The sequence below is a fragment of the Rhodopseudomonas sp. AAP120 genome, assembly GCF_001295845.1.
Classification (GTDB): domain Bacteria; phylum Pseudomonadota; class Alphaproteobacteria; order Rhizobiales; family Xanthobacteraceae; genus Rhodopseudomonas.
Window position 1 is genome coordinate 1 of record NZ_LJIC01000147.1, and the last position, 20552, is coordinate 20552.

Below are 20552 nucleotides of genomic sequence, written 5' to 3' on the forward strand. Positions count from 1 at the left end.
GGGCCTGATCGCCATCCTTCTCCCGGATGACGCCGACGCGCTCTGCGCCGAACGGCTGTGCCGGCTGCGCGAGGCCTTCGGCGATCGCGGCTACCTCGCCTTGACGCTGCGCCGCAGGCCCAACGACCAGCTCCGGCTGCACGAGCTGGCGAACCTTGCGGCGTCGCTGCGCGTCGAGACCGTCGTGACCAATGACGTGCTGTTTCACGAACCTCGGCGTCGCATCATGCAGGATGTCGTCACCGCGATCCGCCATAACGTGACGATCGACACCCTCGGCTTCAGGCGTGAGCGGCACGCGGATCGCTTTCTCAAGCCGCCCGAAGAGATGCACCGGCTGTTCGCGCGCTATCCAGAAGCGCTCGCGCGCACGCTTGCGATCGCGAAGCGCTGCACCTTCTCAATGTCCGAGCTCGAATATCAATATCCGGAAGAGCGCAGCCTGCCGGACCTCACGCCGCAGGAGGCTCTGGAGAAGTTCACATGGGAGCGCGCCGCGGAGCGTTATCCCGAGGGCGTGCCCGACAGGGTGAGCAAGATCCTCGCTCATGAGCTCGCGCTGATCCGCACGCTCGATTACGCCCCGTATTTTCTCACCGTCAATGCGATCGTCCGTTTCGCACGATCGAAGGGCATCCTGTGCCAGGGTCGCGGCTCGGCCGCCAATTCCGCCGTCTGCTACGTGCTCGGCATCACATCTATCGACCCGGATCGCAACGACCTGCTGTTCGAGCGCTTCGTCAGCGTCGAACGCAAGGAGCCGCCCGACATCGACGTGGATTTCGAACACGAACGGCGCGAGGAGGTGATTCAATGGGTCTATGAAACTTATGGACGCGACCGGGCGGCGCTGTGCTCGACGGTCATCAGGTACAGATCGAAAGGCGCGCTGCGCGACGTCGGCAAGGCGCTGGGCCTGACCGAGGATACGATCAAGATGCTGTCGGGCCAGGTCTGGGGCTGGTCGCGGACCGGCATCGAGGACAAACACGCCGCCGACCTCAACATGAATCTTGGCGACCGGCGCCTGCGCCTCGCGCTCGATCTGGCGCGCGCGCTGATCGGCACGCCGCGCCATCTCAGCCAGCATCCGGGTGGCTTCGTCCTGACGCGCGATAGGCTCGACGACCTCGTGCCGATCGAGCCCGCGGCGATGGCCGGACGACAAGTCGTTGAGTGGGACAAAGACGACGTCGACGCCTTGCGCATGATGAAGATGGATTGCCTGGCGCTCGGCATGTTGTCCTGCATGAAGCGCGCCTTCGACCTTCTGTCGGAGCACAAGGGCGTCGCGCTCGATCTCGCCACCATTCCCGCCGAGGACCCGCGCACCTACGCGATGATCCGCCGTGCTGACACGCTCGGCGTGTTCCAGATCGAAAGCCGGGCGCAGATGAGCATGTTGCCGCGGCTGAAGCCGCGCACCTTTTACGATCTCGTCATCGAAGTCGCGATCGTGCGGCCGGGACCGATCCAAGGCGACATGGTCCATCCGTACCTGCGCCGGCGCGAAGGCAAGGAGGATGTCGTCTATCCGACGCCGGAGCTCGAGGCCGTCCTCGGCAAGACCTTGGGAGTGCCGCTGTTTCAGGAGCAAGCCATGAAGGTCTCGATGGTTTGCGCCGGCTTCTCCGCCAGCGAGGCCGATCAGCTCCGCAGAAGCATGGCGACGTTCAAACACACGGGCGGAGTCAGCGCGTTTCACGACAAACTCGTCAACGGCATGATCGCCAACGGCTATACGCGCGAGTTTGCTGAGAAGACATTCTCGCAACTCGAGGGATTCGGCTCGTATGGGTTTCCGGAATCGCATGCCGCGTCATTCGCGCTGCTGGCCTACGCCTCAAGCTGGCTGAAATGCCATCACCCCGACGTGTTCTGCGCGGCGCTGCTCAATGCCCAGCCGATGGGATTTTACGCGCCGGCGCAAATCGTCCGTGACGCGCGCGATCACGGCGTCGAGGTGCGGCCCGTCGATGTGAACCTGTCCCGATGGGATTGCACGTTGGAGCCGACTGAGCAGGAGGATCGCTTCGCGGTCAGGCTCGGCATGCGCATGGTGCGCAGCCTCGCCAATGGCGACGCCGCGCAGATCATCGCCGCCCGCGGCGATCGGCCATTCTCCTCGGTCGACGATCTATGGCGCCGCGCCGCCGTGCCGTCCGCTGCGCTTGTTCACCTTGCTGACGCCGACGCCTTCCGCCCGGCTTTCGGTCTTCCTCGGCGCGATGCGATGTGGGCGATCAAGGCGCTGCGCGACGAGCCGCTGCCGCTGTTCGCTGCCGCCGCGGCGCGCGAGGCGAGGACCATCGCGGAGATCAACGAGCCTACCGTAACGCTGCGCCCGATGAAGGCCGGCGGTGAGGTAGTCGAAGACTACGGGCATGTCGGCCTGACACTGCGCGCCCATCCGCTGTCCTTTCTGCGCGCCGATCTTACGCGCCGGCGCGTCGTCACCTGCGCCGAGGCGATGGCGTCGCGCGATGGACGCTGGCTCGAGGCCGCCGGCCTCGTCCTGGTCCGTCAGATGCCGGGCAGCGCCAAGGGCGTGATGTTCGTGACGCTGGAGGATGAGAGCGGCATCGCCAATCTCGTGATTTGGCCGAAGGTCTTCGAGCAATATCGGCGCGTCGTGCTGTCGGCCGGAATGCTCTCAGTTCGAGGGCGGATTCAGCGGGAGGGCGAGGTGGTGCATCTTGTGGCTCGGCACTTGTCCGACCTCTCAGGCGCGCTCGCGAGCGTCGGCGAGCGCGATGACGCCTTCCCGCTGCCGCATGGCCGCGGCGATGAATTCCACCACGGCAGTCCGTCGCCTGATCCGCGCGGGCTGCCGAAGGGTCCGCGGACGCGCGATCTCGGCAATACATACGGGCACATCGACCAGATCCGCGTGAAGACACGGGATTTCCGATAAGCGGGTGATGGCGTCGCTGAAACAAGCCATCCGCTACGGAGACCATGCGGCAAGCCCTCAATGGGCTGGACTCTTACCATTATGTCGATTAGTCTCGACATATGGAATTAGAGCAAGCTATCCTCGCGTTTGCGGCGCTCGCCCAGCCGACCCGCCTCGACGTGTTCCGGCTCCTCATGGAGCACGAACCTGACGGACTGCCGGCCGGCGAGATCGCCCGGCATATGGCCGTACCGCACAACACAATGTCCTCGCATCTGGCGATCCTCACCCGCGCCGGACTGGTCGAGGCCGAACGCCAGGGTCGTTCGATCATCTACCGCGCGAAGCTCGATGCCGTGCGTATGCTCACCGGGTTCCTGGTCAAGGATTGCTGCGGCGGCCGTCCGGAGATCTGCGCACCGCTGATCGCCGACCTTGCTCCCTGTTGTCCGCCGAAGAAGACCGCTGCCAAGGAGACCGTCCGTGACTGACCGCATCTATAATGTGCTCTTCCTCTGTACCGGCAATTCCGCTCGCTCAATCCTGGCCGAGAGCATCCTGATCAAGGACGGCCGCGGGCGCTTCCGTGCCTTCTCCGCCGGCAGCCAGCCAAAGGGCGTCGTCAATCCCCTCGCGCTGAAGGTGCTGCGCAGCTTCGACTATCCGGCTGACGGTTTCCGCTCGAAGAGTTGGGAAGAGTTCGCCAAGCCCAATGCGCCGGTGATGGATTTCGTGTTCACCGTCTGCGACAACGCCGCCGGCGAATCCTGTCCGGTCTGGCCGGGCCAGCCCATGACGGCGCATTGGGGAATCGAGGACCCCGCCGCGGTCGAGGGACCGGACATCCAGAAGGAGGCCGCTTTCGTAGCCGCCTTCCGCTATCTCAAGAACCGCATTTCGGTCTTCACGGCGCTGCCGATTGCCAGTCTCGACCGCATGACGCTCGGCTCCAAGATCGTCGAGATCGGCCAGTTACAGGGCGCGACCAAGCCGCGTCCGAGCGCCGCATGAGGCCGGTCATGGACGTCATCATCTATCACAACCCCGATTGCGGCACGTCGCGCAACACGCTGGCGATGATCCGCAATGCCGGCATCGAGCCGCATGTCATCGAATATCTGAAGACGCCGCCGACGCGGACCATGCTCAAACAGCTCATCGCACGGATGGGCATCTCCGTTCGTGCATTGCTCCGCGAGAAGGGCACGCCCTATGCGGAGCTGGGCCTTGGCGACCCAAAGCTGACCGACGACGAGCTGCTCGACGCCATGATGGCGCATCCGATCCTCATCAACCGCCCAATCGTCGTGAGCCCAAAGGGGGTGAAGCTCTGCCGCCCCTCCGAAGGCGTGCTCGACCTGCTTCCGCCGCAACAAGGCGAGTTCATCAAGGAAGACGGCGAGCGCGTGGTCGACGAGCGCGGCCGCCGCGTGGCGACGGCGTGAGGAGCGGCCATGTCCACCTTTGAACGCTATCTCACCCTCTGGGTCGCACTCTGCATCGTCGCCGGTATCGCGCTCGGTCATGTCATGCCCGGCGTGTTTTATGCCATCGGCGCGGCCGAGATCGCCAAGGTCAACCTGCCGGTCGCGGCGCTGATCTGGCTGATGATCGTGCCGATGCTGGTGAAGATCGACTTCGCCGCACTCGGTCAGGTGAAGGAGCACTGGCGCGGCATCAGCGTGACGCTGTTCGTCAACTGGGCCGTGAAGCCGTTCTCGATGGCGGCGCTCGGCTGGCTCTTCATCGGCTATCTGTTCCGGCCTTACCTGCCGGCCGACCAGATCGACAGCTATATCGCGGGCCTCATCATCCTCGCGGCCGCGCCCTGCACGGCGATGGTGTTCGTCTGGTCGAACCTCACCAAGGGCGAGCCGCATTTCACATTGAGCCAGGTCGCGCTCAATGACACGATCATGGTGTTCGCCTTCGCGCCGATCGTCGGCCTGCTGCTCGGCCTCTCGGCCATCATCGTGCCGTGGGACACACTGGTTCTCTCCGTCGTGCTCTACATCGTCGTCCCGGTGATCGCGGCGCAACTGCTGCGGCGCCGATTGCTCGCGACAGGCGGCGAGCCGGCCTTGAAGCGGTTTCTCGACCGGCTCCAGCCGTTGTCACTGGTCGCGCTTCTCGCCACCCTCGTTCTCCTGTTCGGCTTTCAGGGTGAACAGATTCTGGCGCAGCCGCTCATCATCGCGCTACTGGCGGTGCCGATCCTGATCCAGGTCTATTTCAACTCCGGCCTCGCTTACCTGCTCAACCGCATCTCGGGCGAGCAACATTGCGTCGCCGGCCCCTCCGCCCTGATCGGCGCCTCCAACTTTTTCGAGTTGGCGGTCGCCGCGGCCATCAGCCTGTTCGGTTTCCAGTCGGGCGCCGCTCTCGCCACCGTCGTCGGCGTTCTGATCGAGGTGCCGGTGATGCTATCCGTGGTCTGGATCGTCAACCGCTCAAAGGGCTGGTACGAGAGCGGCTCTTCGAGATCATCGAAGGTGGTGGCGGACGCCGCTCAAGACGGCTAGGAATCCCCCTCCAAAGGACATCGAGACCGAAAGACAGCGCATTGAGCAGCGAAGCCGCTTGGCTGGCCATTCTATTTCTCGTTATCGCGCTGTTCTATGCGTCAGTCGGCCAGGCGGGGGCGTCCGGCTATCTCGCGGTCATGGGTCTTTTTGGACTTGCTCCCGCTGCCATGAAAACCACGGCCTTGTCGCTTAACGTGCTCGTGGCAGGCATCGGGACATTGCAGTTCTGGCGTACAGGCCAGTTGTCCTGGCGTACGTTCTATCCATTCGCCATTCTTGGATTTCCATTCTCACTGCTTGGAGGAGCGCTTCAGCTCCCGGCGCATGTCTATTACCCCGTCGTAGGCGTCATTCTCATATTGTCCGCGTTGCAGATGGTTCGCTCGGCGTTGAAGCCCGCTGCTGAGCAGCAATTGCCTCCATCAGAGCCTCCGTTTCTTCCGGCCCTGCTGGTCGGCGCGGGCATTGGTTTCCTGTCCGGGATGACGGGCACAGGCGGCGGCATTTTTTTGGCTCCGACCATTCTGGCGATGAATTGGGTAAGTCTCCGCAAGACGGCCGCCGTGACGGCAGCGTATAATCTGCTTAACTCCGCGGCCGCTTTGGCGGGCGCCTATAGCATCCTCAACGCGATCCCCGAGAGCTTACCCGTGTGGCTTCTCGCGGTCGGCATCGGCGGTGCGGCCGGAGCCTTTATCGGTAGCCGCTACCTGCCGGACAGCGCACTGCGTTACATTCTCGCGTGCATCCTCGTAGTCGCCGGCATCAAGCTTCTGTTGTCTTAGGGAAGGCTGCATGAAGCTGCCGATGCTCCTATTTCCATCACACTAGAAATATGGATTGACCACCCGGGCCTGCTGACGTAGCTTGTTTCCATGAATCTCGAAAAAGCAGCAAAGCAGCTGGAAGCGATCGGCAACCCGACCCGTCTTCGCGTCTATCGAACCCTCGTCCGGGCCGGGAATAACGGGCTGCCGGTCGGTCGCCTGCAAACCAAGCTCGGCATTCCGGCATCGACGCTCTCCCATCACTTGCAGCGGCTGGTGGCGACGGGGCTTGTGACGCAGGAACGTCAGGCCACCACGCTGATCTGCCGCGCCAGCTACCCGGCGATGAACGGCCTCATCGGCTTCCTCGCCGACGAATGTTGCGCCGATGTGGGCTGCGTAGCGAGCGAGGAGGAAGCGGTCGCCTGACGGCGTTTCGTTTTGCGCCTTATTTCGATGATCCCGGAAGGATAGAATATGCAGCAACATTCCCAAAAAGCGCTTCCCGTGACGGTCATCGGCGGCGGCCCGGTCGGTCTTGCCGCCGCCGCCCATCTGGTCGGACGAGGCGTGCCGGTGAAGCTCTACGAGGCTGGTCCCACGGTCGGCGCTAATATCCGCGACTGGCGGCATGTTCGCCTGTTCACGCCGTGGCGCTATTGCGTGGACGCGGCGTCCGTCGCTCTCCTGGAGCGCCAGGGCTGGAAGCAGCCGCCCGCCCATGCGTTTCCGACCGGCGGCGAGATCGTGCGCGACTATCTCGAACCGCTTGCAGCAACACCCGCGCTTGCGGACATTGTCGAGACCGGCGCCCGCGTCGTCGCCATCTCGCGCCTCGGCATCGACAAGGTCGTCAGCCACGGCCGCGAAGAGCGGCCGTTCGTCGTGGCCGTAAAGACGGCCACTGGCATGCGGCGCGATCTCGCTCGCGCCGTGATCGACGCCTCCGGCACATGGGCAACCCCGAACCCGCTCGGCGCGAGCGGCGTGCCCGCCGACGGCGAGGCCACGTTTGCGGATCGCATTGCCTATGGCATCCCCGACGTCCTCGGCCGGGACCGGCATCTCTATGCCGGGCAGACGACATTGGTGGTTGGTGCCGGCCATTCCGCGGCCAATGCGCTGCTCGATCTCGCGCGGCTGTCGGACGCTGACCCGACTACGACGTCGATCTGGTCGACACGCAGCACCAACCTCGCGCGCATCTATGGCGGCGGTGACGCCGACCAGTTGCCGGCGCGCGGTGAGCTTGGGGCGCAGACGCGGGCATTGGTCGAGAACGGCCGCGTGTCGCTCTTTGCGGGCTTTTCGATCATCCGCATCCGCGAGGCGGACGGCCGGGTCATGATCGACGGCGAGACGGCGGCGGGTCCGCGCAGCATCGGCCCTATCGACCGCATCATAGCCGCGACGGGCCAGCGTCCAGACCTCTCGCTGACGCGAGAACTGCGGCTGGATCTCGATCCGTTGCTCGAAAGCACCAAGGCTCTTGGACCGCTCATCGACCCGAACGAGCATTCCTGCGGGTCGGTCCCGCCGCACGGACATCGTGAACTCGCCCATGTCGAGCCAGGCTTCTACACCGTCGGCGTCAAGAGCTACGGCCGCGCGCCGACCTTCCTGCTGCTGACGGGCTACGAGCAGGTGCGCTCCGTCGCCGCCGCGCTCGCCGGCGACATGGCAGCCGCCGACAATGTCCAGCTCGTGCTTCCCGAAACGGGCGTTTGCAACACCTCCTTCTCCGTGGACGGCAGCGCGGCAGCCGCATGCTGCGGCGGGCCAGCGCCGGATAGGGCCGACGCCGTGGCGAAGGACGACGGCAAGGAGGGATGCGGCTGCGGCGTCGCCGCATGAGCGTCCCTGTGGTGGGCGAGCTTACCTCGACCTATCGGCCGCCAAGGCTTCTACTCGTCATTCCCGTCCTCGGCGTGACGCAGATTCTGGCGTGGGGCTCTTCCTACTATCTGTTGGCTGTTCTGGCGCAGCCGATCGCGGCCGATACCGGCTGGCCGCTGGCGTGGATCGTCGGCGGCCTCTCCCTCAGCCTCCTGTCGCCGGGATCGTGTCGCCGCGCGTCGGGGACCGCATCCAGCGGCTTGGCGGCCGCGCTGTGCTTGCGACCAGCGCGGTGTTTCTCGCTATCGGATCGGCCGGTCTCGCGCTCTCGCCCAATCTGCCGGTCTAACCCCAACCGACTTTGATCGAGTCTTTGTCGTAGATCGCACGGGGGACATCAGTAAGCGGAAAATACGCGTCGATCCCGACGACATCGATGTTAGGATCGGACCAAAGCGCGTCAAGCGGAAAGTCGACGTTGCCACTGCAACGATCGTCATATCGATACTCGACCCAGTCCGCCGCGTAAGTGACGACGCAGTCCGATCAGAGGCGGCTCTTCGCCTCTGCTGCAATCGACTGCCAAAAAGGTACCGCAGGATGACGCCGCCGCCGTCGCGCAGCTTATCCAGCGCCACCATTTCAGAGCCGATGACGAAGCCGTCCACGCCGCCCGCATCTTCGCAAAGCGTCATGCAATGGCGCACGAAGCGCAGATAACCGTCTGGCTGTTCAAAAAAGCCTGCGACACTTTCTGCTAATCCGCCGATGCGCCCGCGCCATGGAAACGGCGCCGGGTCGGGGCGGAGGGATGTCCATCATCAAGAATGTAGCCCAGCTGTGCAGGTGCTGAATGGCCCGTATCACATAACCGTCGCTGATCGTTCCGCCGTAGAACAGCCCGAGCGATCCATCGGGTTTGGTAAAAGACGAAACGAGTGGCCATGACGAAGCGCCGATGCCAAAGATTGGCCGACCCACTCCCATCACTGACCAGAGGTAGGGTGCCGTGTCCGGCAGCCGGTCAGGATAGGTGGCGTACTCGGCTTCCGGTCTGATCGAGCAGGTGGCGACGTCGATCGAGGTACCGAACCACGCGTACCATTTCCCACGGGTGGTCAAACTTGAACTCACGGTATGCTTGAGCGCCAATTTGCGCGGTAATTTTGTACCCCCCCGCTGGTGGCGAACGCCTGTCCTTGTGTCCAACAGCCCAGGTTCCGGAAAACGAGTCACCAGCTTGATATTAACTGGAGCGCCCGGTAGGCCCCCCGTGATTGCGTAACGTACTCCGAAGCGGATGAAACGTCTAGCAAGGATTGTCGTTGTGCTCTGAACGAGAGTCGCATTCCGGATCATCGTAACTGGTCCGGCGCTGCTTTGTGCAATCGCGTAAGGCTCGCTTCCCGCTTGATAGAGACCGCGTTCCAAGACGACGGCTTTATACACCTGGTGCTGGTCGGAACGCGCGGCTGATGGACTTGCGGCCAAGGCTGCCACGAACGCGAATCTCAAAAAGTGACTGGCAGCAGTGCACGAGGGGCCTCTAGGCACAGTTACTCTCTTTTTGCTTCCCGCAGGATCTCCAGACCGCCTTTGAACACGACCACGACGATCGCTAAACCGATGAGCAAATCAGGGGTCGGTGAGCGAAATATCATCACCGACACGCCTGACGCGGCAATGCCCAAGTTCGCCAGCGTGTCATTGGTCGTAAAAATCCACGAGGCTTTCAGATGTACCCCTTCGTTTCGATGAGTGCGGAGTAATCTGAGGCAGAGAAGATTAGTTGCGGCGTTTACAATGGCCGTGCCGATCATCGCGAGACCGTAAGGCTCGCCTCCTACGTAGAAGCGTCGCAAGACTTCCACGAACAATCCGAGGGACAGCGCGATGAGAAGAATACCTGACAGCCGGGCGGTCCATTGCTTCGTCTCGAGTGATCACCCGACGGCATACAGGCTCACGGCGTACACGGCGGAATCAGAGAGGTTGTCGAGTGCGACCGCCAGGAGACCAGTAGAAGAGGCGATCAGACCGACCACGCCGGCGACGACGAACTGGGCGAAGTTGATTCCCAGAACCAACAGTAGCGTTCGCCGCTCTGCGGCGTCGGCAGGATCCAGTGAAGGTTCGTCGCTCTCAGCCATCCGTGACCTAGCAGGGATCAAAGATCGGGGAGCCTAATCCCTTAAGCGGCTAGATGTGGAGCCTCAACAGGTTGTCCTCGGACAGGCCGAGGCGGCTGATGGGTATTTGTGACTTTATGCCGCCGTGGGGCCGGTGCCAATTGTATCGATGCAGCCAGATCGGCAGTTCTTGAGCCCGGCATTCCGAGGTCGGATAGGCTTGTGCGTAGGCCCATTCCCTGAGAGCACTTTGGATGAAGCGCTCGGCCTTGCCGTTGGTTTTAGGTGTGTATGGCCTGGTGCGGATATGCTTGAGCCCGAGAGCGTGGCAGGCGTTTCGGAAATCAGTCGATATGTAGCAGCTTCCGTTGTCGGTCATGATGCGTCTAACGGTGACGCCGAGGCTGGCGTAATAGGCGATCGCGGCCTTGAGGAAGGCGATCGCACTGATAGCCTTTTCGTCGGGTAAGATCTGCGAAAATGCGATGCGTGAAGCGTCGTCGATGCAGACGTGGACGAACTCCCAGCCGACGCCGCGGCTGTTGCTTTGGCCGGTGCGATCGCCGGTGATGCGATGGCCGATTTTGTCGAAGCGGCCGAGCTTTTTGATATCGATGTGGATCATGTCGCCGGGGTGGGCGTACTCGTAGCGGCGCACCGGCTCGGCCGGCTCCAGATCGCGCATCCGGTTGAGCCCGAGGCGTCGCAGGATGCGGCTAACGGTGGCTGGCGACAGAGCGAGATCGACGGCGATTTGCTTGCCGGTCAAACGCTGCCGGCGCAACCGCTCGACCTTGTCGACGATCGTTGCCGGCGTCGGCCGATACAAACGGCGCGGTCGCGACGAGCGATCCGCAAGTCCTGCCCGGCCTTCGGCCTTGAACCGGGCGACCCATTTGCGGGCCGTCCGCGGGCAGACGCCTGCGGCTTGTGCGGCGGCCTTCGGCGTCTGCCCGCTCAGCACCGCCTGCACCAGCCGCTCTCGACCAATCGGCGTCAAACGGGCATTCTTGTGAATGTTCATCCGGTCCCTCCCTGGATACTGAAGCATCGCAACCTCAGCATCCCCGGTCCGGACCGGATGGACAACCTAATGAAAGCTCACAGCTAGAGGGTCAACTTGCTCGACGTCTGGAAGTCAAGGCGGCGTTGCCGGCTACGCAGGCAACGCTCCCGATTTCGTGCTGTCAGGGAGCGACGGCGCAAGAGCATCGATGATGCGACAATCGGCGATCGTGCCGCAGCTGCACTGCTCAATGAGGCTGGAAAGTTCATCCCTGAGGGCCGTCAAGTCTACAATTTTGCGATCAACGTCAGCCAGGTGTTGGCGGGCGATCAGGTCGACCCCCTCGCAGGATTGGCGCTTCTGGTCTGATAAGCTGAGGAGTTCCCGAACCTGGTCCAACGTAAACCCCAGATCGCGGGCTCGTCGGATGAAGCTCAGTCGTCCCAGGTGCTTCGCTGCGTAAGCTCGAAAGTTCCCGCGGGTACGCGAGGGAGCCGGGAGCAAGCCGATCTGCTCGTAATACCGGATGGTTTCGACCTTCGTGTTCGTTGCCCGTGCCAGATCACCGATCTGCAATCTTTCGGCGCCCATCGCATTGACCCTCTAGTTCCTACAGGGTCTATATAGCCGTCACTTCATAGAAATCGAGGTGACCCATGTCGGACTCAGTGGTTTTAGCGAAGGCGTCCCAGCAGTCCCTTCGGTTCAAAATTGAAGGACTAGATTGCCAGAATGAAGTCCGCCAGCTGAAGGCCGCGGTGGGTCCTCTCGTCGGCGGTGATGGGATGCTCGCCTTTGACCCAAAGGGCGGTGTGATGGAGGTCAGCTTTGGCGGTGCCTGGCCGGGAATCGAAGCCATCATCACGGCGGTCGCGCGCACCGGAATGCGAGTGACTTCACATACCGCGCAAGACAGCGAGCTGGTCTTTGATGTTCAGGGGCTTGATTGCCAGAATGAAGTCCGCCAACTCCAGGCCGCCGTCGGTATCTTGGTGGGAGAAGAAAAGCTGAGTTTTGACACGAAGGCTGGCACCATGCGGGTGAGCCCGCAGAACCTCGCTACCGCGAATGACATCGAAAGCGCAGTCATACCGACCGGGATGCGGGCGAAGCTGCGCTCGGTCATAGATCCCGGAGAAGCGACCAAAGACCTTCCCTTAGAATTTATAGTGCGTGGTCTCGATTGCCAGAATGAGGTCCGAGCGCTGAAGGCAGCCGTCGGACCTCTGGTCGGCGGAGACCACAATCTAACCTTCGATACGAAAGGAGGCATCATGCGGGTGGCGCCCGCGTCAGGCGCTCCAGTGACGGCAATTCAGAATGCCGTCGCAACCACGGGAATGTTCGCCGAAGTTGCCGGGACCGGAATTACTGCGCGAAGGCCCGCCGCAACCTCCGCGGCAGGCGATGCGGCCTGTACCGATTGCTCAGCTGACATGGTTGGCGATCAGGCGCTCACCACGCCGGTTCCTATTTTGCCGGGACATGCGGTATTCAGGGTTCATGGCATGGACTGCGGGGATGAAGTCGCAGCCCTGAAGCGTGAAGTCGGCCCAGTCGTTGGGGGCGAGGACAAGCTGGCGTTTGACTTGGTCAACGGGCGGATGTCCGTTCTAGGCAGCGTAAACGCCTTGCCGCGCGAACTCATAGAAAAGGCCGTTCTTAGAACCGGCATGACGGCGGAGCTTTGGCAAGAGGGCTCGACATCTGATGCAACGCTTGCTGAAGAGCGGCGAAGGCGAACCCAGACGATTTTGACAACGGCAAGCGGAGTTCTAGCCGCAGCCGGTCTCGGGCTGCACTCCGTTTTAGGGGGAGGGATTGCCGCTGCCGTGGGTGCAGCCGAGGCAGGGGCCGGGACGCCGACCCCGGCGATAGCGGCCTACGTTCTCTCGATTCTTTGCGCTGTCCGTTATGTGGCTCCGAAAGCGCTGCTATCGGTTCGGCGCCTGCGCCCTGACATGAACTTGCTGATGGTAGTAGCCGTTGCAGGTGCGGTCGGCATCGGTGAGTGGTTTGAGGCGGCGACCGTTTCGTTCTTCTTCGCGCTGGCATTGGCTCTCGAGGCCTGGAGCTTGGGGCGTGCGCGCCGAGCGGTCGCGGCGCTGATGGAGCTTGCACCGACAGTTGCCCGCGTCCGGCGCGGCGACGGCATCGAGGTCGAATTGCCTGCCGTCGAAGTGCCAGTCGGCGCGCATATTGTGGTGCGTCCGGGCGACAAGATCCCGCTCGACGGAAGAGTCATCGAGGGCGAAAGCGAGGTCAACCAAGCCCCGATCACTGGGGAAAGTGTTCCCGTCGCAGTGCAGGCCGGCACCGAGGTTTATGCCGGCACCATCAACGGCGAGGGTGCTCTAGAAATTCAAACGACTAAAGCAGCGCAAGACACAACTCTTGCTCGCATCATTCGCATGGTCGGTTCGGCTCAGAGCCGGCGGGCACCGAGTGAGCAGTGGGTCGAAAAATTTGCGCGAGTCTACACGCCCGCGGTGATGATCTTGGCGTTGATCGTCTTTCTTATCCCGCCGCTCGTCTTTGGTGGAGCATGGGAGCCGTGGTTCTATCGAGCGCTGGTGCTCCTAGTCATCGCCTGCCCCTGTGCGCTCGTTATCTCTACGCCAGTCACGATCGTCGCGGCGCTAGCAGGCGCCGCAAAACAGGGTGTGCTGGTCAAGGGCGGAGTACACCTTGAGACGCCGGCAAAGCTGAAAGCCATTGCTACGGACAAGACCGGCACCCTCACGGAGGGCCGGCCAAAGGTCGTCGAGCTTGTGCCACTCGGTGGTCGCAGCGAGGCAGAGTTGCTGGAGTTTGCCGCCGCTCTGGAGGCCCGCAGCGAGCATCCTCTGGCTCGTGCCATCCTCATTGAGGCGAAGCAGCGCGGACTCACTATAGCGCCAGCGTCGGCCGTACAGGCAATGCGTGGGAAAGGAGTCAGCGGGCGCGTTGGGGCCGCTGAAGCTTGGCTTGGATCACGAAGCTACCTGGTCGAGCGCGGAAAGACCACCGCCACGGCCGAGGTGCTGGCTGTCGCGGATCGTATTGCGGGAGCTGGGCGTACTGTCGTCGCGATCGGTGATGAGCACGCTGTCTGGGGATTGATTGCTGTCGCCGATGCAATTCGTCCCGAAGCTAAACGCATCGTTGCAGAACTACATGCAGCGGGGATCGAGCGGGTGATCATGCTTACCGGGGACAACCGCGCGACTGCCGAATCAATTTCCCGCGAAACCGGTGTGGACGAAGTGCGCGCCGAGCTTCTTCCCGAAAACAAGGTAGCAGCCGTTGAAGAACTGGCTTGCCACTATCACACGTCGGGTGGTGCCATCGCAATGATTGGCGACGGCGTGAACGATGCGCCAGCAATGGCGCGAGCGGACCTCGGTATTGCGATGGGCGCCATCGGTTCAGATGCTGCCATCGAGACCGCCGACATCGCTCTAATGTCCGACGATCTATCAAAGCTGCCTTGGTTGATCCGACACTCCAAGGCGACGCTGGCCATCATTCGGCAAAACATAGGGTTCTCGCTCGCCGTGAAGCTGTTGTTTACCGGTTTGACGATCGCTGGCTTTGCATCGCTCTGGGGCGCAATTGCTGCGGACGTTGGCGCCTCTCTTCTGGTTGTTCTCAACGGTTTGCGGCTGCTCACGCGTGGGCAACAGCAGCAGGCTTAACGACGCGCTTCTGGGCGCCCCGTGGCAACGCTTTTCAGGGATCTCGGTTTGGCACTGGCCTCGAATATTGGGTTCGTGACCGCCTTTGCTGCAGGGGCTGTGTCGTTCCTCTCTCCGTGCGTGCTTCCGCTGGTCCCGGGCTACGTTTCCTATATGGCCGGGCAGTCGGTGGCCGGTGCTACCGTCAGCCAAGCGCGATGGCGAACGCTTGGACTGAGCCTCTGCTTTGTTCTCGGCTTTTCGACAGTGTTCGTAGTGTTGGGCTTAGGCGCAAACGCCTTGAGCATGGTTTTGAACGCGTACCGGTGGGAAGTTAACCTCGCCAGCGGTGTGTTGGTGATCGTCTTCGGGCTGTTCACGGCGGGCCTGCTCCGCTTGCCGTGGCTTCAGCGGGAGTTGCGATGGCATGGCGATCCTCCCGGAAGTGGCCCTGTCGCAGCGTATTTTCTCGGAATGGCTTTTGCCTTTGGCTGGACACCCTGCATCGGACCAGTGCTCGGCGCGGTTCTGGCCGTTTCGACATCCTCAGCCAATCTGAGCGGAGTTGCTCTTCTCACCGCCTATTCACTAGGGCTGGGCGTGCCGTTCGTTCTGGCAGCGCTTTTCATGGGCGGATTTGTTGAGAGGCTACGCAGCTTCCGCAAAGCCGGGCGCGCGTTGCAGCTCGCCGCTGGCGCCATCATGGTCGTTATGGGCATCGCTATGATCACGGGTCACCTGACGCTCTTTGCAATCTTCATGCTTGAGACATTTCCAGCGCTTGGGACAATCGGATGACAGCCCATTCCATCGCCGATCCTCCAGCGTCTCTGAAGATTTATGGACTGGTCTTCGCGTTCGGGTGGTTCGTGCTCGACCAAATAACGAAGTGGTGGATCCTCGAAGAGGTTGTTTCGTCTCATGGCGCAATTCACATCACACCATTCTTCAATCTTGTGCTCGGTTGGAACAGAGGCATTAGCTTTGGAATGCTCGGTGGCCATGATTTGCCCCCTTGGATTCTCGCGCTGTTCTCCGGAAGCATTGCTGCTGGCCTGATTATTTGGCTGCTGCGGACGCGTGATCGGCTGGTCGCGACGGGCCTCGCTCTGATCATCGGAGGAGCTCTCGGCAACGCTTTGGATCGGCTCCGTCACGGAGCAGTGGCCGACTTCCTAGATTTTCATTTGGCCGACTGGCACTGGCCTGCATTCAACATGGCAGATGTTGGCGTGGTCTGTGGGGCAGCGCTTCTGATAACGGACAGTTTCATTAGGCGTGATCGCGGCGCAAATTAGATATCCTTACGGAAGGCCGGAAATGATGCTCATCGATCCTGGCGGCATCTCGCTCCTCTCTGTCCAACGGAACTGTCATTGGTTCCTGGCGAGTGCAACGAGTGTGATGCTGACAGTGGGGCTGACGGCGTTCGCCCTGGCGGCGGACGCATCCAAGTGGGATGGAGATAACCGCTCGGCCGTGCGGCTTATTGCTGGAGCTTTCGTCGGCGAGGATGGCGCGCGAATTGGAAGAGCGGGTATTGAAATAAAGCTCGGGGCAGGATGGAAGATGTACTGGCGCCATCCAGGCGATGCCGGCGTTCCTCCAAGCTTCGACTTTGCCGGGTCCACGAATGTCACCGATGTCACCGTGATGTGGCCAGCACCACAGCGGTTCACCGACGAGGGTACCCATTTGATCGTTTATAAGGACCGCGTCGTGCTGCCGCTGCGCGTCGTGCCGGAACATGCAGCGAAGCCTGTGACGTTACGACTCAAGTTGGTTTACGGAATTTGCGAAAAACTTTGCATCCTGGCTGAAGCACAATCCGAGCTGCTGCTCTCTGGTGATACGACAACCCATGAGCCTGCGCTCGCTGCTGCGGAAGCCAGAGTGCCTAGGAAAGCGCGAATTGGCGAAGGTGGCAGACTTTCCATCCACGCGATTCAACGTGAGATGGGACGAACGGGCCCGAGGATCGTAATCGACGTGGCGGCGCCCGCCGCTGCTAGCGTCGATCTCTTTGCCGAAGGACCCGGTTCTGATTGGTCGCTGCCACTCCCGCAGCCAATTTCGGCGGAAGGCGACTTGCGGCGCTTTTCCCTCGATCTCACCGGAGTTCCGGCAGGCGTGGGTACGAGCGGCGCCATGCTTAGGTTGACTGCGACTGCGGATCGGGAGGCAATCGAGGTTTCAGTCCCTTATTGAGCTTCAAACGATGCGCAGTGTGGGGACGAGGCTCATCGGCCGACCAGTATCAATCCGGCTGCGACGACATAGGAAGCGACGGATGGCGATGCTGTTAGAGCCATGCCAAACGAGCGCTGTGCGGCGCCTTGAGAGTAGCGCAATGAAAAGCTCACCCGGCCTAGCAAATAAAGGGCGACGAGCAGGGGGATGACCACCAGTTCCAAGCCCCGGAGAGCCGTAGCAAGGACCAAATGTGCACCGACGGCCAAAACTGCTTGATCGAGCGAATTTTGGAGAAGAGCCTTGGGGATCGCGATCTCCTCGCTTGAAGGACCGAACGCCGCTCCTTTCCGATCGATTGTCGAACGGAATCGCCTGCTGCTTACCGCCCGAACAGACCAAGCTAACCAGATGAACAAGGGCAAATCAATTTTCAAAGCGAACGCGATTGGTCGTGACCTTTTGCAGCAAGATGCGGTTCTGGATGCCGTTCAATCTGCCGTCACCAAACTAGTCATGGCGAGCAAGACGGCGGCGCCGAGATGCTCCTTAATCTATCTGCGTCTAACATAACAATCGGCAAAGCCGACGACCGCAGACTTCTATGCGGTTCGCAGTCAATGCGTTGCATCGCGGCTTGCGCTTATTCGGCTGCCGGCCCGGGCGAATCGACCACCGACTTAGCCTGGGATGGCCATGCAGGAATCTTTGAGAACGGCTTGCCCTTGGCACCTTGGCAGAGACGGAGCGCTTTCCCACCGGCTCGACCATGGCCGTCGCGGATGTCGATCTCGGTCGGCTGCGCCAAGAGCGAATGCGACGTGTTACCTTCGGAGATTGTGCACGTCATCGCCTCCACAGAGATGCAGGTGACTGTTCCTTTCGTACCGTGACGGCGACGATTGATTGCCCGCCGGATGAGCTACCCCTGAGACGCCTTGTAGAACGATTCCCCTATGTTCCATCCGATGCCAGCAAGCTCGCGGAGAATTGCTAGTGGGAGCCACTCCAATGTCAATTCGTCTGTTTCAAAAACCCTCATCCAGCATCTCATTAGATTCGTTGCGGACTCGGGCGATGTGAATTCAGATACCGCAAATCTTCTGAAGAGCATTCTTGCCGCCGTCATCAGTCTTGAACTTGTCCCTCCTGAAGACGGTGGCTCGCCACAGTCCACCGGGGCTGTCATTGGGCCTTATGCCCTGCAGGATTTTCACCTTTACTACACGGCTAGATACGGCTTTCGGCCGTCCAAAGTAGCTTATTTGGCTTGTTGTGCGTGGAATGACGCCGCTCGGGGCAGCTGGCCGACGAACATTCCCCCGACCGCCACACGTCTTATGATCTCCACCAAATCAAAAAGTGGCTTCGTGTTTTCCTGCATCGCTTCTTTGCGACGAGTCAGTTTGAACGTTCGGTCATGCCGAACGGGCCCAAGATCATCAGGAGGGTCATTGTCAGCGCGGGGGATTGGCGCGCTCCCTCGGATAGCTCTGCGGAAGTATGGCTGGATGAGCTGGACCGAGCACTTGGCGAGATACCGCTAGCCTAAACACGACGCCTGCCCATGAAACGACTAGGGACGCGGCGATATGACTTAGCCCAGTTTCAATTGGGCAACCAAGAGCGGAAACGGTCGGTAAATGAGGGCTTCCCTGTCGTGCTATTGGCCGAAGAGGCCGATCGCTGTTCATCGGACGGGACTGCCGGCACCGATGCCAGAACACCGGGCGGAGAGTTGCGTGCGGTAGAGGAACCGATCACGTCCCGCTTCACCTGGTTGGGAACTGGGTGAGCGGTCGGCGGCGAAACGGGGGCCGAACCTGTCTGAACCACGATCTCGCTTGGCTCTGCCGCGAGCGCATCCGGCCGACTGACGTCGCCAAGTGACCGTCTTATATTTTCGTCAACTTCCGACGACGGACCGGCGGCGGCAGCCAATGCAAGTTTCTTCATAGACGGGTGCCCACCACCGTCCTGATAAACGAGCCGAACGGCTGGCGCGCCTTTGGCAATGCGCGCCGCCACATCGCGCTCGTCGCGCGATGCCTTGGCCGAAATATCTGCGGCGTGGGCGGGGGCTATGTTGAACGCGTAACGGCCGGCCGCAACCGTCCATGCCGGCTCATCGCCGCTCACTTCAAAGATGTCGGATCCGTCCTTCAGATTTTTCCAAAACGCGAGATGCGGGTCGGCGCGGTGCTTGGTCAGGTTCTCCGCAGTCATTCGGAACGGGTATGACTGAAATTGGAAAGACCGTTGCCCCGAAGCGAAAGCCTCGCGGGCTAAAGCGTAGACCTCGCTCATCGCCTCGTCGGTCATTGCAAAACAGCCCTGCGACGAGCAGGCACCATGGACCATAAGGTGAGAACCAGTGCGCCCGTGCGAGCGGTCAAACGCGTTGGGATATCCGATATTAAATGAAAGAAAGAGGCTCGATTTGGGGTTCATCGAGGCGGCGGTCACTTCATAGAAGCCCTCGGGGGCTTGACGATCGCCCTCTCGAACTTTCGGTCCGAGCTGCCCTGACCACCTGCACATGGGATATGTCTTGAGCAGGGCATATTTGCCGTCTCGCCCGCGCTTCCACACCTCGATCTCGGATTCTTTTTTGAAGGAACGCATAAGGATTGGAGCGCCGGGGTCCATGCCCTTATCGTACATGAGCGCCAATGTTTTTGCGGGAACGGGAGCTAGACCACGGGTGGATCTATAGGAATCCTGAGCGCAAGAGCTGAGCGCCGCGATGAGCCCACCAGCGAACACGAAACTCTTCCAACCACGCAAGCTCACCACCCCGTTTACCCCTATTCAGCTCGCCATACCGGCTACACATATACCAACCCATTCTGAATGCTGATTTAACCTGAATTGTGGCGCGTCATTGAATCTGCGGACGCCCGAAGTATGTCCGCAGCGTGCGGCCAGTCGAAATCTGCGCCGTTTCCCGCCAAGCGCGATTGTGATGTTCTGCCAGATGTTGCCGAGTGTCGCCTAAGAAAGAGCGATAAGGTCCGCGACGCCTCCTACGCGATCTCGAAGCAGGGCGCATCGGCGGTTTCCAACGCCACATCGGTGCCACCGCCCATCGAGACGCCGACCGAGGCCGCCGCGAGCGCGGGGGCATCGTTGATCCCGTCACCGATCATGGCGACAGGTCCTGTCTCCTTTAACCGGCCAATCTCGGTGAGCTTGGCCTCCGGTAACAGCTCGCCTTTGGCTTCCATGCCAAGTCCCGAGGCGATGGCGTTTGCGGTGCGCTGGTTGTCGCCCGACAGCATCAATACGCGAACGCCACGATCCTTCAGCCGTCGTATGCCCTCGGCCGCATCGTCGCGTGGCTCGTCGCGCAACTCGATCAGCCCCTCGACAATCTTGCCCGCCATCAGCACGACAACGGTCTTGCCCTCGTTCTCCAGCGCAAGGATGCGGTCGCGGACATCGGCCGGTATCTCGGCCCGTTCCGCAGCATGACGCGGCGAGCCGACCGAGGCAAAGCCGCCCTTCGTCGGGCGACGCCGCCACGGGCCAGTTCCTGTGACGTCGC

At 61.6% G+C, this 20552-nt stretch carries 19 protein-coding genes and 3 pseudogenes; 14 read left to right on the forward strand and 8 right to left on the reverse strand.

What is annotated here, in order from left to right; translation table 11 throughout:
• From IP86_RS21655 to IP86_RS29480, 9 genes and pseudogenes are all read left to right on the forward strand, one after another.
• Positions 1–2914 (forward strand): error-prone DNA polymerase (locus tag IP86_RS21655; protein WP_054164506.1); only part of this gene is annotated, 2914 nt, incomplete at its 5' end.
• 101 nt (positions 2915–3015) lie between these two features.
• Positions 3016–3387 (forward strand): ArsR/SmtB family transcription factor, encoded by a 372-nt coding sequence (locus tag IP86_RS21660; protein ID WP_054164507.1) that lies wholly within the window; start codon positions 3016–3018, stop codon positions 3385–3387.
• Complete coding sequence (locus IP86_RS21665) at positions 3380–3907, forward strand: arsenate reductase ArsC (protein WP_054164508.1); 528 nt, start codon at positions 3380–3382, stop codon at positions 3905–3907. Before IP86_RS21660 ends, IP86_RS21665 begins: the two co-directional genes overlap by 8 nt.
• Before the next feature lie 8 nt (positions 3908–3915).
• Positions 3916–4341 (forward strand): arsenate reductase (glutaredoxin), encoded by a 426-nt coding sequence (gene arsC, locus IP86_RS21670; protein ID WP_054164509.1) that lies wholly within the window; start codon positions 3916–3918, stop codon positions 4339–4341.
• Positions 4342–4350: 9 nt separating this feature from the next.
• A complete protein-coding gene (gene arsB, locus IP86_RS21675) occupies positions 4351–5418 on the forward strand; it encodes an ACR3 family arsenite efflux transporter (RefSeq protein WP_054164510.1) in 1068 nt (355 codons plus the stop codon).
• Positions 5419–5459: 41 nt separating this feature from the next.
• Positions 5460–6206 carry a sulfite exporter TauE/SafE family protein gene (locus IP86_RS21680; protein WP_054164511.1) on the forward strand — a complete coding sequence of 249 codons (747 nt, stop codon included), beginning with the start codon at positions 5460–5462 and terminating at the stop codon, positions 6204–6206.
• A gap of 90 nt (positions 6207–6296) precedes the next feature.
• Positions 6297–6617: an ArsR/SmtB family transcription factor gene (locus tag IP86_RS21685; protein ID WP_054164512.1), complete on the forward strand. Its 321-nt coding sequence runs from the start codon at positions 6297–6299 to the stop codon at positions 6615–6617.
• Between the two features lie 48 nt (positions 6618–6665).
• Positions 6666–8042, forward strand: a complete 1377-nt coding sequence (locus IP86_RS21690) for an NAD(P)-binding protein (protein WP_054164513.1) — start codon at positions 6666–6668, stop codon at positions 8040–8042.
• A pseudogene (locus tag IP86_RS29480) lies at positions 8039–8370 on the forward strand (hypothetical protein); the annotation flags it as partial. The gene IP86_RS21690 and the pseudogene IP86_RS29480, both read left to right, overlap by 4 nt.
• On the opposite strand, the pseudogene IP86_RS29620 reads toward IP86_RS29480, so the two are convergent.
• The 5 genes and pseudogenes from IP86_RS29620 to IP86_RS21705 form a co-directional block, all read right to left on the reverse strand.
• A pseudogene (locus IP86_RS29620) lies at positions 8370–8555 on the reverse strand (baseplate megatron protein TIM-barrel domain-containing protein); the annotation flags it as partial. The pseudogenes IP86_RS29480 and IP86_RS29620 overlap by 1 nt on opposite strands.
• A 1025-nt stretch (positions 8556–9580) precedes the next feature.
• Complete coding sequence (locus IP86_RS29645) at positions 9581–9937, reverse strand: cation efflux transmembrane domain-containing protein (RefSeq protein ID WP_349509540.1); 357 nt, start codon at positions 9935–9937, stop codon at positions 9581–9583.
• A gap of 30 nt (positions 9938–9967) precedes the next feature.
• Entirely contained in the window at positions 9968–10174 is a 207-nt protein-coding gene (locus tag IP86_RS29650; protein ID WP_349509539.1) for a cation diffusion facilitator family transporter, read from the reverse strand.
• A 49-nt stretch (positions 10175–10223) separates the two neighbouring features.
• Positions 10224–11177 (reverse strand): IS481 family transposase, encoded by a 954-nt coding sequence (locus tag IP86_RS21700; RefSeq protein ID WP_054164514.1) that lies wholly within the window; start codon positions 11175–11177, stop codon positions 10224–10226.
• A 132-nt stretch (positions 11178–11309) separates the two neighbouring features.
• A complete protein-coding gene (locus IP86_RS21705) occupies positions 11310–11750 on the reverse strand; it encodes a MerR family transcriptional regulator (RefSeq protein ID WP_054164515.1) in 441 nt (146 codons plus the stop codon).
• A 65-nt stretch (positions 11751–11815) separates the two neighbouring features.
• Here IP86_RS21705 and IP86_RS21710 point away from each other — a divergent pair, with 65 nt between their 5' ends.
• The 4 genes from IP86_RS21710 to IP86_RS21725 are packed head-to-tail and all read left to right on the forward strand — an operon-like array spanning position 11816 to position 17023.
• Complete coding sequence (locus tag IP86_RS21710; protein ID WP_245290703.1) at positions 11816–14836, forward strand: heavy metal translocating P-type ATPase; 3021 nt, start codon at positions 11816–11818, stop codon at positions 14834–14836.
• Positions 14837–14884: 48 nt separating this feature from the next.
• Entirely contained in the window at positions 14885–15613 is a 729-nt protein-coding gene (locus IP86_RS21715) for a cytochrome c biogenesis CcdA family protein (protein ID WP_054164516.1), read from the forward strand.
• Positions 15610–16113, forward strand: a complete 504-nt coding sequence (gene lspA / locus IP86_RS21720; RefSeq protein WP_054164517.1) for a signal peptidase II — start codon at positions 15610–15612, stop codon at positions 16111–16113. The genes IP86_RS21715 and lspA overlap by 4 nt, the downstream gene beginning before the upstream one ends.
• 22 nt (positions 16114–16135) lie before the next feature.
• On the forward strand, positions 16136–17023 hold the full coding sequence (locus IP86_RS21725; protein WP_054164518.1) for a protein-disulfide reductase DsbD domain-containing protein: 888 nt from the start codon (positions 16136–16138) through the stop codon (positions 17021–17023).
• A 32-nt stretch (positions 17024–17055) separates the two neighbouring features.
• Here the strand turns inward: IP86_RS21725 and IP86_RS29735 are convergent, their stop codons facing one another.
• Positions 17056–17424, reverse strand: coding sequence for an MAPEG family protein (locus tag IP86_RS29735; RefSeq protein ID WP_502675310.1), 369 nt, complete (start codon positions 17422–17424; stop codon positions 17056–17058).
• Between IP86_RS29735 and IP86_RS29485 the strand changes: the two genes are divergently transcribed.
• Positions 17309–17578 (forward strand): hypothetical protein, encoded by a 270-nt coding sequence (locus tag IP86_RS29485; RefSeq protein WP_245290704.1) that lies wholly within the window; start codon positions 17309–17311, stop codon positions 17576–17578. The two genes, IP86_RS29735 and IP86_RS29485, sit on opposite strands and share 116 nt — an antisense overlap.
• Positions 17579–18613: 1035 nt before the next feature.
• Here IP86_RS29485 and IP86_RS21730 read toward each other — a convergent pair.
• Together IP86_RS21730 and IP86_RS21735 are read right to left on the reverse strand one after the other, a co-directional pair.
• Entirely contained in the window at positions 18614–19654 is a 1041-nt protein-coding gene (locus tag IP86_RS21730; protein ID WP_156332586.1) for a L,D-transpeptidase family protein, read from the reverse strand.
• Positions 19655–20002: 348 nt separating this feature from the next.
• Positions 20003–20511 (reverse strand): annotated as a pseudogene (locus IP86_RS21735) (HAD-IC family P-type ATPase); the annotation flags it as partial.
• Positions 20512–20552 lie beyond the last annotated feature (41 nt).